The following is a 12,977-nucleotide window of genomic DNA, read 5'->3' on the forward strand; positions in this document are numbered from 1 at the left end:
TGTTTCGAGTCTTTCATTGCGTCCTCCACCGCGGATCGGGTGAATAGTCGAGCCTCCCTCTTCTTTTATTCAGCTGGAGGACGAGCCAGATATGCGGTGGTTGATGAAGTAGCCTCAAGGTATTTTCGGATCCGGCCCAATCGCAATGCTGATCATTGTTGGATGAGTCCGTTGTCGCCGCGCCGTAGACGTTGCTGAGAGCTGCTGCCATCCTGTTGAACATTTCGGATGGCGGAGTGCGGTAGCTTTCGTCGGCGGAAATAGTTGCTACCGGATAGCTGATCGCTTCCGCCAAGCCCTCCCGACCTTCGATATAGCAATATCCATGGACCGCTTGAGTGTCAATGGTTATACGGTCGGGTTCGGATTCGACGACTATCCAGTCGTCGGCTACTTCGCCTAGCCCAAGAAGATCGTCCATGAGCCACGACCAGCGCATCGTGCGGAGTCCGCGGGCCAGTTGTACTAATTCATGGCTGCTCAGTTCGGATCGACGTACGGGCGGTGTTCGTAGTTGAAACTCCGGATTCGGCGGATACCCAGGACTGTGGCGCTGCAATGTTGGCTTATGTGAACTGTATGCTCGGATGGGTTTATCAGCAGGGAATAGTTCAGCAACGAGGTTTTCGGCCTGTCTGAGAGATATCGGGCTGGAAGGTTCTGGCGATGGTGATCCGTCAGCATTGCGAGCGGGCACCGCGTAGACGTTCGAACACGAAGTCGCCTGCGAGGGGGCCGTGTTGGTATAGGACTTGATCTCGACAATCTCGAGTCCGACGGCTCGCGTAGCTGATTCAGCCAGTTTCTGCCATTTGGAAATATCGGTGCCGGGTATGGCTTCGACTCTGAGCGCCCATTCTTCACTTCCGCTGCACAGAAGAGTAACGGTCATCAAGGTGACTGATTCGATGTGTGGATGCTGGTAGCTGCGTCGCGCCACCTCGTTGACAGTCTGTCGAGTGGCGAATCCGTGAGGTAGCAGTCCGAGTGATGCTCTCAACCTGTCCAGACGGTGTTGGTCTAGTCTGCCGTGCATGAAGACGCTCAGTATTTGGCTGGCAGGAGTCATGTGGTAACCGCCTGAGAGTAATCGAACGGATGCGTTAGACGTCGACTGGCTGCGAACGTTCGTACCTCCCACACTATTGAGCCTCTCTGGTCGTCAGCGCCCATCGCCCAGTCCTCGTCCCAGTCCTTGTTGCCGGGCTCGTTCCAAGGCTTGCGCATCCTTGGCCCTCTTTACCTGTAGTTCATTGGCGGTTGGGAGCCGGCGGACCGCCTCCGCCGGGTCCCTGGATTGACTTATATCCACAAGGTATCGGTTCAGGGCCAACTCGGGAGGTACGCCCCGGCTGATCAACTTCGCGATCTCTGCATAGCGCCGGGACGGTGAATCATGTGGAATAGCAATGGGTTCCCGACCTGCCTGCTGATAGATCAACGCTTGGCCATCGCGGGCTATCGGCTCGTTGTACCTGACCATCTCATAAGCAACGGGATCCAATGTATGGGCCTGTCCTGCCGAAATCTGTAGCCCCTTTGTCGGTCCGACCAACTCGTTGTGTGCGGTACGCGCCTGTTCGCGGACTACTAGTTCCTGAGCCTGTTCATAGTCTCGAGCGCGTTGAATATCCAGCACGCGAGCGGCGTACTCGGCTTGTTCAGCGCTGATACCGAGCGCTTCGAGCGCCTGAGTCTCGATCGCCCGTTCGTGTTCGATCGCACGCTGAATTTGGTCACCGAGTTGTCGTACGAGGTCAGGATCTGGTTCCACGCCTCGAGCAAGAGTGTTGGCGATCTCCTGGCTATGATCGAGGGCATACGTCAGAAACTGGGCGCGGTCTTGTGCATCCGATGCACGTGCTTCCGATGCCTTTGCGGCAGCTTGTGCAATTATATGCCGTTCGAATACTTCTCGCGCCGACTCGAGATCTCGGCAATCGGAGTCCAGCACTTGTGCGATTAATCGCTGATGGTCAGGTTCGAGTTCCAGCTGTGTGAGCTCCCGGCTGTTGAAGTCGCGTTCCGCCAGGATGGCACGGTCTATGGATTCTACCTCTCGCAGTAACTCGGTGAGGTCAGGAGTTCTACCATCGGAGCGATCCTTCTCCAACGCGCGCGCATCTGTTGTCATTTCTTGTACGAATCGGGAAAAATTGTCTCGTTCCGATGTCGACTGAAGAATGCGCTGGGTAGCATGCTCTATGAAATCTTGCTCCAGAACCCTGACGGCGACAAGTACCTCTTGATTCCGGCCGTCGGCCACAAGCTCAATGTTTCGTTCGACGATCTGCGACAGATCTCCAACGTCGAGTTCCCGAGCAGCTGTTTTCCGGATCTCGGTTTCGATTTCAATGGCTGCCGCAATATTTTTCTTTGCGGAAGCCAGGAGCTTGCTGATCTCGGATAGTGAGCCTCCCTGTGCCAGCGCTTCGCTCACGCGGTCGAGTGCTTGGCGAGCTTGCTCGCCCTCCAGCATAGCCTGAACGGATCTAGCGTTCGATAGCCAAGCGTCATCGGTGTGTTGGAGCGTGATGCCTACTATTTCCCTGTCATATCGGCCCAATGGTTCTAGTAAGTCCGATAGTTTTTGGGCGTTATCCTGTGTCAATTCTTGAGAATGCAGATATGTGCGGTCATTCCGGAGGAGTTCGCGGGTCAGCTCGCGGTCGGTCCTGCCGAAAACATCCATCGGCAGCAGCTTCCCGTTTCGCTCCAGGGTGAAACGCGATTCAGTTACCGTTCCGTCGCGGGTGACTTGGATCTTGTTGTACTCGTACCGCAGGGTGCCGTCGGAAAAAGCACGCAGTAGTTCGGCGCGAGCTTGGAGATAAGCTCGGCCTTTGGGACTGTTCGGATCGAGGCCGCGTTCGAGCATCGAAGTCGGAGTTTCGTGCAGCAAGCGTTGTAGGTTGAGGTCGATGGCAAGAGTGCGCCGTAAATATTCGGGTGATCCCTGCTCTGCGCGACCATCCGGAGTATCGGCGTCTTTCAAGGGTGACCCGCCCCCTTTGGCTTCGTTCAGTACGAGAGTCGGCGGTCGGCCGGGTAGCCCTGGTCCGGACTCTCTGGCCGGAAGGAACGAAATGACGTCGATGGTGTCCCTACCGTCAATACATTTCGAGCCGTCTATCAATCCATCGAATGGTGCCAACAGAATTGCGCCTGGCCGCGCGATCGGGTCGAGAGCGTGTGCGATCGCGCCGATTTCACCCATTTCCTTCGACAAGGCCTTGGCTTGGTTCAATTGTTCGTTGTATCGAGTTGCCAAGGACTCGAATTCGTTCAGGCGTTCGAGTCTTTCCCGCTTCTGGGTGCCATTGAGAGAGCTATCGCGGGCGATCTCCTCTATCCTCAATTCCATCAGCTTGGTCAGCTTCGCAGGCGAATTGATTTCGCTGTGCTTTTCGACACCGAATTCCGGCATGAGGTGATTGAGATCGGATGCTGTCCCGGTACGTTCGGCGTGAGCTTCGATCGCAGCTTCGGATTTTTTGTCCAGTTCCTCTCTTGCTGCTGGATTGAGCACCTGGTACTGGGACGTCTCTTCTATGGTGGCTCTGTGCTTGACATCCTCCTTGGTCCTTGGATCTGTAGCGAAGTCGCCGGTCTTCATGTCGATCAGACGTAGCCCCGTATTCCGGCGCGTGCCGGGCGGGTCGCCGGTCCTGTGCAGGTAACCGTCGTTGCCGACGTAGTAGCCCTGTGGTGCTGCCAGCCCACGTTGTGGACCCGGCGGAGTATTTCCGGAGGTCGGTCGATTCGGCTCTCGATCGGGCTCCGGTTGCTCGGTCTCGGAGCTTCGGCCGGCCCCCGCGGTGGCAGGAGGTGTGAGACCTAGTACTCGAAGGTCGCCTGGTCCGGCCAGGCCCCGTTCATGCTGTTGCGCTGCTGAACCCACGACATCGCTAGAGCCGAGTGCGTTCCCGGGGGCCGGTGTTCGAGAGTCTGCTTGTTGATCAGCAGGGTGTACTCCTCGCTGTCCCGCGGGGGATTGGCTCGGGATGTGGCTTTCAGCAGGTACTCGATCTCCAGGGCGTCCTCCCGTATCCGTTCGAGGGACACCTGCCACAGCTTCGGATGTATCTGTCTGCCTTGGGGGGACCGGCCCGTTCGTTTCGCCTCGGTGTAGTCGTTCTCGACCATCCGGACTGACCAGCTCGGATACTCGAGTACCGTCCCTGTCTCCGAGTCGACTACCAGTTTCGTCATGCCGAGATCCCTCCCGGCCGCGGTCTCCTGCGGTGTCGGGAGAGGGGAACACACCCAGCCGTGTTGGATCGGGTGTACCCGGAATGCCCGGTCGGGATTGAGGACCTGGGCCAGATGGGTTTCCACTTGTTCCCGGGTCGAGAACGGTTGGGCCATCGATCGCTCCTAGAGGTGAAGGAATGGGGCTGAACCACAGGGCGGCGGAATCGGCGACCACATCGGCAGGTGGGCCATCGGAAGTCCTGCCGGACTGCGGGTCCCACCACACCGGTCCTTCGGCGCCGATCGGGTAGACGATGAGGGAGGCGTGATTGCCGTCCAGCACGGGAGAGCCGTCGGGGTGGTATTGAAGTTGTCCGGTGTCGGGATCGCGGGCATGCCACTGGTGGACGACGAGTGCTGCGGATCCCGGCCCGAGGCGGGCAACCCCGTCGTGCAAGGCGCGGTACTGTTCGGCGAGGCTGCGTCCGCTGAGGGCATCGGTCTGCAGATCCTGACCGAGCCACGCGGCCGCTCGCCGCAGACCGTTTTCCTCTCCGACGCGAACATCGTCTGCGCCATTGGGTGGTGGAGGGTCGAGCCAGCGTGGCGCGGCGACCACCGGGCGGCCGAAGAATGCGGACAGAGCGGAGAGGCAGCACTCTACGCAGTTGTTGTTGCGTCCGGGAACCGTGGTACCGCCATCATTGATATTTCGGCCGTACGGGTTCACACGGGGATCTGCCGCTACCAGGAACCGGTCGCCCGCCCGCAGGGCATCCTCGATTGCAGCCTGATACTCCGGGCGTTCGACGCCGGCCAGATGCTGTGGACCGTAGATGCGGCCGGCGGACGGATCGGAGAACGGCGCTCGGGTGTTCGCTGCGGCGAGTTCGTTGCTGAGTCTCCGAAGATCCGTAGCTGTCGGCGGTGGTGCGCCCGGTTCGGACGGTGAGAGCCCGAGTTGCCGGCGCAGGTGATCGAGGAGCGTATCCGGGGTGGAGTCGGGATGCCAGGTGTTCGGGCCCCTATATGCCGTGTCCACTGTCACGTGAAGGTCGGCCGCCGAAGGATCATTCGTGTACACGACGTCGACGAGGAGCCAGTCGCCGCTGGCCAGGCGTTGACCACTGTTGAACGAACGGTCGGTGACGGCCTGTGCGGACTCCATGACCCGGTGCACGACTGCTGGGGGAATGTGCGGTGCCGAATTCACGTGGACACGGACTGTGTGGACCATGAACCGCTGGCCGGGACTGTTACCGGCAACGCGCCGAACGTGATACGCGGGCCTCGAATCGGGACGGATCGCCGGCGTCACCGACGTGACGCGGCCGCCTTCAGGGACTCGGACTCGGAGGGCTTCGCGGAAAGCACGTGTCGGGTCTGCGGGTGACGGGTGTTGTGGCGGTGTGCTCCGTGGAGCAGTTCGTATCTGTGTGTCGGCAGGTCGCCCGTAATTTGCGGGCGTGCCGGCCTCTCGGCTCGATACAGGGCTGTGGGCAGGTGGCACCGGTTGCCGGGTAGGAGGTTGATACCTCGGCGATTGCGCAGGGGACGCCGGCCCGGCGTCCCGCCGAATTGGTGGTTGTTGTTGGGGGTTGCTTTCGGGTGCGCGGTAGGCGGGGTTCGGGGGGTTGCTTTCGGGTGCGCGGTAGGCGGGGTTCGGGGGGTTGCTTTCGGGTGCGCGGTAGGCGGGGTTCGGGGGGTTGCTTTCGGGTGCGCGGTAGGCGGGGTTCGGGGGTTGCTTTCGGGTGCGCGGTAGGCGGGGTTCGGGGGGTTGCTTTCGGGTGCGCGGTAGGCGGGGTTCGGGGGGTTGCTTTCGGGTGCGCGGTAGGCGGGGTTCGGGGGTTGCTTTCGGGTGCGCGGTAGGCGGGGTTCGGGGGGTTGCTTTCGGGTGCGCGGTAGGCGGGGTTCGGGGGGTTGCTTTCGGGTGCGCGGTAGGCGGGGTTCGGGGGGTTGCTTTCGGGTGCGCGGTAGGCGGGGTTCGGGGGGTTGCTTTCGGGTGCGCGGTAGGCGGGGTTCGGGGGGTTGCTTTCGGGTGCGCGGTAGGCGGGGTTCGGGGGGTTGCTTTCGGGTGCGCGGTAGGCGGGGTTCGGGGGGTTGCTTTCGGGTGCGCGGTAGGCGGGGTTCGGGGGGTTGCTTTCGGGTGCGCGGTAGGCGGGGTTCGGGGGGTTGCTTTCCGGTGCTCGATAGGCCGTGTTCGGGTCGGCATCCGGCCAACGGGGTGATGATTCTCGGCTCGGTGAGTTGGCGTCCGGGCCAGAATTTGTAGTCGGGGGCGACGCGTCGATCCGCTGCGGTTGATGGGCTGGAGAGGCGTTCCAGATGTTGTCGTCGCGTGGTGGACCGGCCTCGATGGGCTGAGGCTGGTGGGCTGGAGAGGCGTTCCAGATGTTGTCTTGCGGTGGCGGCGACGTATCGGGCGGGGGCGCAAAGTTGGGATGGTCGCTATACCGGAAGCCGGGGTTATGAACCGGCGGCAGCACGGTGGCACTGACTATCCGACCGCTTGCGTCGAAATCGATTTGGCGGGGCCATACGCGATACACCACGTCCGACGAGAGCCCGCCCGGTGCCAGCACCTCGGCTTCGCGATGTCCACTGTTCTGTCCGAGGTCACGAAAAGAGGCTTCGGTATCGAGTCCGTATGGATGATAGGCCTCGTACATGTAACGGACCTGCCGATAGAGCCCATTGGGCAGCCTTTCGACATCGGACATCTCGGTGGTAACTGCGTCCTCGCGGAGGATGGCATGCTCGGGGCTGCGGGAGAACGACACAGCACCCCCACCGTTGTGCGCGGAACCGATATGGGCACCCATGTTGGGGTTGCCGGGATTGCGGCAATGGAAGCCGTCGGAGTTGAAAATCTCGTCCGGTGGCCTGCTGTCCATACGGAACAGGGCATTCTCCTGCCGCAGGAAGGCATCGTCCGCGGCTAGGTCACGCCACATTCCGCCGTTGTCGCCGGGAGTGTTCAGGTAGAGGTTGTCGGTGTCGACCCGGTCCAGTGAATCGGATAGTGCGTCCAACGGCATATCGCGTGTGAGGTGAGCGGGAAGCTCGCTGTCCTGGCAGCCGGGTTCGAAAGCGTCGGGAAGCATGCTCTCGTAGTCATGGACTCGGCCTTGGTTGTCGTAATGGTGCTGGATGACGTTGTTCAGGTAGTTTTCGTCGAGCGACTCCGGTCGTTGAAGCGCGTCGGCGATATGCAGGGCTTGCCGCTTGTAGATTTGCCAGTTCTGATCGATTCTGAGAGAACCGATATTCAGGTCACGCCAAACCTGTTCGGAAGAGAGGTCGTTCGCGCGTGCGTAGTCGTCGATCGCTCTTGTGACGGCGGCCCTATTGGCGTCGCTTCTGATCTCGTTTGTGCTTCGGGGCACCCTGGGCTGCGACGGCATTGCGTGCGAGTCGTGGTCACGCGGGGGCTGATTATTCGGGGGGTCCGTTCGTGGCGCAGTGGCATCGCCGACAGGGATGCGTTCGTTATTTCGGTCATACCTGGAGGTCTCGGGACCGCGGTCGCCCGGGAATGGGTTGGACGGAGACGGAGTCTGCGGCGCGCGTATCCCCGGAGGGACTGGAGCCGCTGGGGTTGCGGCGTTGAGCGGCTGCCCCGGCTGGGCGCTCGGGGGTGCCCAACCGAGTGGGGCCTGCGGATTGTTCGCGCTCGGGCGCGCTGGAGACGTGTTCAGTCGACCGGTACCGGTTGGCTCCGAGTCTGACCAGTTTGTCTCGGACCTGCTCGGCCTCGGACTCGAAGGTCTGCTCCCGCCTGCCGCTTCTTGCGGCGGTAGGAGGGTGCGTGGCCGGCCTGCGGCCTGGTCCCGGCTCTGCCCGTCCTGGCGATCCGGGCGCGGGTTGCCCAGGCCGGCGGAATCCGGTGGACGCGTCGAAGTTGTTCCGTGTGCAAGATCGCCGGCTGCGCGAGGCGGCGCCGGTTGCCCGGTGTCCGCCGTATGTGGGGAAGCGTTCGGCCGTTGTCCGCTCTCGGGTCCGGATGATGTGGCGGCGCTGCTGATGGGTGCACTGCCGAGAGACGCCGAGGTTGGAGAATTGACTGGTGAATCCGTGGTTGATGTCGCGGTGGCACTGGTGGTGGCCGCAGGCGCCGAGTTACCCGGATTCGTGGCGGCTGCGTCAGGCGTTGACGGGTTGACGGGAGCGGGTGGACTCGCGCCCTCCGGAGTGGGCGGTCCGGGATTGGTGGCGGGACCATTGTCTGGAGGATCCGGTGAGAGGTTGAGACTGCTGCCGGGCGCGAGATCGTCGGGTCGCGTGGAAGCCGAGATGTCCGGTGCGGGTGCGGGAGTCTCGGACGGTGGTCCGGGGTCAGGTGACGAAGGCGCCAGGTTGAGGCTACTCTCCGGTGGCGGCTCGTCGGGGCGCGTGGCGGGTGCCGAGGTGTCCGGTTCGGGTATCGCAGTGTCGGACGGCTGCTCGGGGCTGGGCGCGGTGCTCGACTGCGGCGGCGTGGTTCCACTCGGTTCGGACTGTGGACTGTCAGATGTGGCCGTGCCGGGATCGGTGCCATCCTCGGTGGGTCGTCCAGTACCCGAGGCGGTCTCGGTGCCGGCGGGCTGGGTACTGGGTGATTCGCCTGATACCGCGGTATCTGGTTGATGAGATTCGCCGGCATCTGGTGCAGCTGGTTCGCCGCTGTCGACTGGGATACCTGATTCGGTGCCGAGATCAGGGGCGGATTGACTTCTGTTGTGCAGGTGTGTGCCGAGAGTCGTGGCGCCGTTGTCGGCGGCACTGCCAGCGGCCCCGGAGGTGAAAGTCTCCAATGTCAGTTCGCCGCCGACGGACAAGGTGCCGGCAACATTGCCGGCGACACCAGCTGCACTTTCGACGCCGAGATCGGCGGCGACCCTGCCCAAGGGGGAGCCGGCCCGGTTCGCGAGTGGCGCCCCGAGTGCGTTGGATCCCAGGCCGCCGCCGACCGCACCACCGATACCGCCGGCCTTCGCGCTGTCCCACAGCGCTTTCCAATCGTCGCCGTCCAGACCCGGCCGATCGCGTCGGGCCATCTGGATCAAGTGCGGAATCAGTTCGGTGGCGACGCCCTCGAGAACACCCCACTTCGCGCCCTTCATGGCCGCTCTGGCGGCTGCGCGAGCCGTCGCATTCGTAAGGATGCGCTGGATCAACGCTCGGATCGCCATGCGGATACCCAATTGAGTAGCCGTCCTCGCGGCGACCCCGGCTGCTGCCCCAATGCCGGTCCAGGAAAAGACCAAGGCTGCCGCGAGCTCAGCGGCGAGTAGAACCATCGAGGTGATGATCACCATTTTGGTGTGCTCGATGTCGAGTGCGGTGTCATCGAGACTGTCGCTCAGGGATTTGCAGTATGCGACCAGCATCGGTAGCGCACTGTCGCCCTTGCCTGCCACTTTGTCCCAGTGTTCGGTCAGGGCAGCGTGGGTTTCGCCTTGTTGGAGCGCGGCGAGTGCGTCTCGCATGACGATGGCCGCGTCATCACCACTGGCGTCCAGCGCCGTTGCCATGTCATCCCATGCAGTAGCCAGCCGACGCATGGCCGTCTCGTCGCCTTCCGGCCAATCGCCGGCACCCACCACATATTTGGCAACCCATTGCAGGGAATCCGGAATCTCGATACCCATCAGGGAGCCGTCGCGCCCAGATCTCCGGCGATGGAATCGTCCTGCGCCTGTAATGAATCTGCCGCGGCGGGCAGGTCTTTGGCGTAACCGGCGAACACGTCATGCAAGCCCTGAATCGCCTCTTGCGCCTCCGTCTGACCCGGCTTGTAGTCTTTGCTGAACGCCTGTCCAACCTGGTCGGCGCCCCAGCATTCGCCCTCGGCTTCGATCGCACCGCGCAGACGTTCGGCTGCGGCGGTCACATCATCGGCGACAGCGTCGAACCGCGGCCCGGTGGCGCGAAGAGCAGCTGTATCGGCGTGCACCTCACCCACCGAGAATCATCCCCTGCGACATCATATTTCTTTCGCTGTTCATCTACCGAATCAAATGCACGTCCGCCGCAGCCCGGAGCGTCGGCGGGCGCCATGCGGCCTCGGCCGCCTCATGTGTCACGGTTCAGGTACGAGCGATTCAGGTAGTACTCGTCTTCGTCCGCTTCGGCAGGTAAGGGGCGAGTGGCGGGGGATTCGACCGTCGGCGGTGCGGACAAGCCCGCGAAAAGTTCTCGGACGCTGGGGGCTCCAGGAATAAGATCGGGCAGATCGGGCACTTCGGCAGCCATGGCCTGGAACGGTGCCATGGCCTGCTGGGTGGCCTCGCCGGCCTGTTGAGCAGCGGCCTGCATCGCTTCGAGAACCGAGCGGGCGAGCTTGTCCGGAGCGGCGCGTTTGAACGCGCCCGGGTCGATGTGCAGGTCGACTGGTATGCCTGCGGCATTGCTGTCGACCCGGACCAGGCCATCGGCAGACCACGCGGTCACTGTGGTGGATGTGAGGCGTGACTGGACCTCTGCCAGCTGATCGCGACTTTCGGCGAAGCTGTCCAGCAGTCCACTGAGCTCGACTCGTAGCAGGTCGTTCCGCATCTGCTTCTCGTCGTGTTCATTCACCTCGGGTACCCCTCTTCCGCATTTGGGCCGGTAGATGTTCTGACGCACCGGTCCGAAGATCGGTTCCATCCGATCTGGTTCGGATTCCATCACTATCTGTGAGGTTCAGCAAACCCGCGACCACGGGCCGACCCGGACCTGCGGTCATGGTTATGCGATCTCGTCGCTGCGCTGAGATCCGTCCGCGGACATGGTGGCCTGACGGGGTCAGCCGGAGTGAAGTGCGCGCTCCTCCGCTTGGTATGCCGGGGCGCGGGACCTAGGACCTGGCTGCCCGGCTATTCATGGACGATGTCGTGCCGTGATCCCGCGAAGGGGCGGAGGTCAATCGGGTTTTGGGGGTGAACGCCGAGACCGGCGTCACGGCGCATTGGGTATCGCTTTTACCTCCCGATCCGGCGGAGGGAAATTGAGCGGGCCGTCGGCCGCGATGATGTGGGCGGCCGCGACAACCGCCTGCCATTGCCGGTCGAGGCTGATTTGGGAAGCTGCAAGGTACGGGATCACCAGGACCTCGACGTTGTGTTCGACAAGGTGTTGTACGGCGATCATCGCGGCGAGCTTCGTCGATTCGGTGTCGGTGAAAACCGTGTACACGATGTCGAGGTTGTAGCGTATTGCCAAGCGCCCGATTTCCCGTCCTGGGGTATCGGGTCGGCACAGGACCATCGTGCGTCGGCGTTGCATCACGGCCGCGCCTGCTGTGTATACCGGACAGCCAGGACGTAGCGCGGGCAGCGGTGGCGGGCGTGGATGTCCATCACGTGGTGGGCGTGGGAATATCCGCGAATGGGGTTGGTGTGCCGGCAACGCCGGTCGGAGTAGCGGCTGAGGGTGCGTAGTTTTTCGGCAAGTCGGTGTGCGGCCTCGAAGCCGCTGTTGGCCCAGCGTTTCCCGGACTTCCGGGCGCACAGCGTCGTGGGGATTGCACGGTTGAAGGGCTTGCCGGTAGAGGCGGGTGACTCCTCGCGCACAGTGGTTACCTCGGTCGTGTGGTCTCGGTTTCGAAGAGGCTGATCCCTGCCGCTCGGCGGCGTCAGGGGCGCTCGACGGTGATCGATCCCGACGGTAGGAAGACCGCAGTGGCCTCGTCTACGACTATGCTTGGTATTGCTCGTATTGGTGATTCGCTGTGTGTGATCCACTTCGATCAGTCAGAATCGAGAAATATCAAGCATATTCACGCATACATGCGATGGGGGTCAGGCCATGCAGATTCGATTTCTCGGCAAAGGCGGAAGTGAGGGCGGCGGCTGTCCGAGCCTGTACGCCACGGACCGGAACAGTTACATCGTGCAGGGATGGAGAACCGATGCTCCCGGCATCGTCGAGATCCCGCATCTCCTACTGGGGTTCGCAGTGCCGGATACGTTCGTCGGCGCAATGCTGACCGACACCGGCCGAGGCACGTTCCTACTCTCCGGGTCGTCTGTCGCAGACCCGGAGGTCGTCGGCAAGCTGGATGTCCGCGAGGGCGAAACGTACATCGAGGTTCCCATGGCAGAAAGGACGTTCTACGGTGCTGCTCGTGCAGGATGAGGCATTCGATGCTCTCTTCCACGAGGCGAAGCGGGAAGCGTTCCACCTCGAGGTTCAGGACACCTATCATGCCGCCGGGTACAAACCGCTCGAGCGGTTCCTGGCCGGTGAACCGGATGACTACGAGTGGTTCCGGCCCTGGCTGGACCATGTCCGGGCGACGACCGCGCGCGGAGTCGCGGTGCGGCGCGCCCGGGTGGTGACCACCCCGCACAACGACTACACGCGCTACGCCAGACACGTCGCGTCGATGAACGTCGCAGCGGGCGAGGATGTTCGGTATCTGTCGCGGCAACTGATCGACCCGGCGGCACTGACCACTGATGATTGGTGGCTGTTCGATGGTGAGGTGGTGTCGTTCACGGTGAACGAGCCATCGGGGAAATGGGTCGGCGGAGGTGTGACCACCGACCCGCGGATCGTTGGTTATATCCGTGAGGTGCGGGATCATGTGTGGTCGCGTGCAGTTCCGCTGGCCGACTACAGCGATCAGTGACGGACTCGATTCAGGAGGCGAAAGAAGCTCTCGGTGCGAGGCTCCGGGAGCTTCGTCAGGACGCGGGCCTCACCGGTATCGCTCTGGCCGGTCTGGCCGGCTGGCATCAGACGAAAGTGTCGAAGATCGAGTACGGGAAAACCAAACCTACCGAGTCCGACATCCGAACCTGGTGTGAGATAACCCG

General features: G+C 62.4%; 9 protein-coding genes and 2 pseudogenes. 4 read left to right on the forward strand and 7 right to left on the reverse strand.

All coding sequences use genetic code 11. The features are described 5' to 3' along the window. Positions 1-13: 13 nt before the first annotated feature. The 4 genes and pseudogenes from ACQEVO_RS35505 to ACQEVO_RS35520 all read right to left on the reverse strand — a co-directional run. Positions 14-940, reverse strand: a complete 927-nt coding sequence (locus tag ACQEVO_RS35505) for a DUF6301 family protein (protein ID WP_432921965.1) — start codon at positions 938-940, stop codon at positions 14-16. A gap of 222 nt (positions 941-1,162) precedes the next feature. Beyond that, a complete protein-coding gene (locus ACQEVO_RS35510; RefSeq protein ID WP_432923421.1) occupies positions 1,163-3,616 on the reverse strand; it encodes a hypothetical protein in 2,454 nt (817 codons plus the stop codon). Between the two features lie 221 nt (positions 3,617-3,837). Continuing rightward, the gene (locus ACQEVO_RS35515) at positions 3,838-4,368 is read right to left on the reverse strand and encodes a hypothetical protein (protein ID WP_432923424.1); all 531 of its coding nucleotides are present in this window, start codon (positions 4,366-4,368) and stop codon (positions 3,838-3,840) included. Positions 4,369-4,516: 148 nt separating this feature from the next. After that, positions 4,517-6,406 (reverse strand): annotated as a pseudogene (locus ACQEVO_RS35520) (toxin glutamine deamidase domain-containing protein); the annotation flags it as partial. A 382-nt stretch (positions 6,407-6,788) separates the two neighbouring features. On the opposite strand from ACQEVO_RS35520, the gene ACQEVO_RS35525 reads away from it, so the two are divergent. Then, positions 6,789-7,136: a hypothetical protein gene (locus ACQEVO_RS35525; RefSeq protein ID WP_432921968.1), complete on the forward strand. Its 348-nt coding sequence runs from the start codon at positions 6,789-6,791 to the stop codon at positions 7,134-7,136. Positions 7,137-9,823: 2,687 nt separating this feature from the next. Here ACQEVO_RS35525 and ACQEVO_RS35530 read toward each other — a convergent pair. From ACQEVO_RS35530 to ACQEVO_RS35540, 3 genes are all read right to left on the reverse strand, one after another. Then, positions 9,824-10,138 carry a type VII secretion target gene (locus ACQEVO_RS35530; protein ID WP_432921971.1) on the reverse strand — a complete coding sequence of 105 codons (315 nt, stop codon included), beginning with the start codon at positions 10,136-10,138 and terminating at the stop codon, positions 9,824-9,826. Between the two features lie 110 nt (positions 10,139-10,248). Further along, on the reverse strand, positions 10,249-10,824 hold the full coding sequence (locus ACQEVO_RS35535; RefSeq protein ID WP_432921975.1) for a YbaB/EbfC family nucleoid-associated protein: 576 nt from the start codon (positions 10,822-10,824) through the stop codon (positions 10,249-10,251). A 291-nt stretch (positions 10,825-11,115) separates the two neighbouring features. Further along, positions 11,116-11,445: a hypothetical protein gene (locus tag ACQEVO_RS35540; RefSeq protein ID WP_432921978.1), complete on the reverse strand. Its 330-nt coding sequence runs from the start codon at positions 11,443-11,445 to the stop codon at positions 11,116-11,118. Positions 11,446-11,964: 519 nt separating this feature from the next. Between ACQEVO_RS35540 and ACQEVO_RS35545 the strand changes: the two genes are divergently transcribed. The 3 genes and pseudogenes from ACQEVO_RS35545 to ACQEVO_RS35555 form a co-directional block, all read left to right on the forward strand. After that, entirely contained in the window at positions 11,965-12,294 is a 330-nt protein-coding gene (locus tag ACQEVO_RS35545) for a hypothetical protein (RefSeq protein WP_432921981.1), read from the forward strand. Continuing rightward, positions 12,284-12,790: a DUF6879 family protein gene (locus tag ACQEVO_RS35550; protein ID WP_432921984.1), complete on the forward strand. Its 507-nt coding sequence runs from the start codon at positions 12,284-12,286 to the stop codon at positions 12,788-12,790. The genes ACQEVO_RS35545 and ACQEVO_RS35550 overlap by 11 nt, the downstream gene beginning before the upstream one ends. Beyond that, positions 12,787-12,960: pseudogene (locus ACQEVO_RS35555) on the forward strand (helix-turn-helix domain-containing protein); the annotation flags it as partial. The gene ACQEVO_RS35550 and the pseudogene ACQEVO_RS35555, both read left to right, overlap by 4 nt. Positions 12,961-12,977 lie beyond the last annotated feature (17 nt).

This window comes from Nocardia sp. CA-290969 (genome assembly GCF_050936135.1).
Lineage (GTDB): Bacteria > Actinomycetota > Actinomycetes > Mycobacteriales > Mycobacteriaceae > Nocardia.

Coding starts and splice junctions, on each gene's coding strand:
- ACQEVO_RS35510 (WP_432923421.1), bottom strand. CDS start 3,616: ATGAAGACCGGCGACTTCGCTACAGATCCAAGGACCAAGGAGGATGTC.
- ACQEVO_RS35515 (WP_432923424.1), bottom strand. CDS start 4,368: ATGGCCCAACCGTTCTCGACCCGGGAACAAGTGGAAACCCATCTGGCC.
- ACQEVO_RS35525 (WP_432921968.1), top strand. CDS start 6,789: ATGTCCACTGTTCTGTCCGAGGTCACGAAAAGAGGCTTCGGTATCGAG.
- ACQEVO_RS35535 (WP_432921975.1), bottom strand. CDS start 10,824: ATGGAACCGATCTTCGGACCGGTGCGTCAGAACATCTACCGGCCCAAA.
- ACQEVO_RS35545 (WP_432921981.1), top strand. CDS start 11,965: ATGCAGATTCGATTTCTCGGCAAAGGCGGAAGTGAGGGCGGCGGCTGT.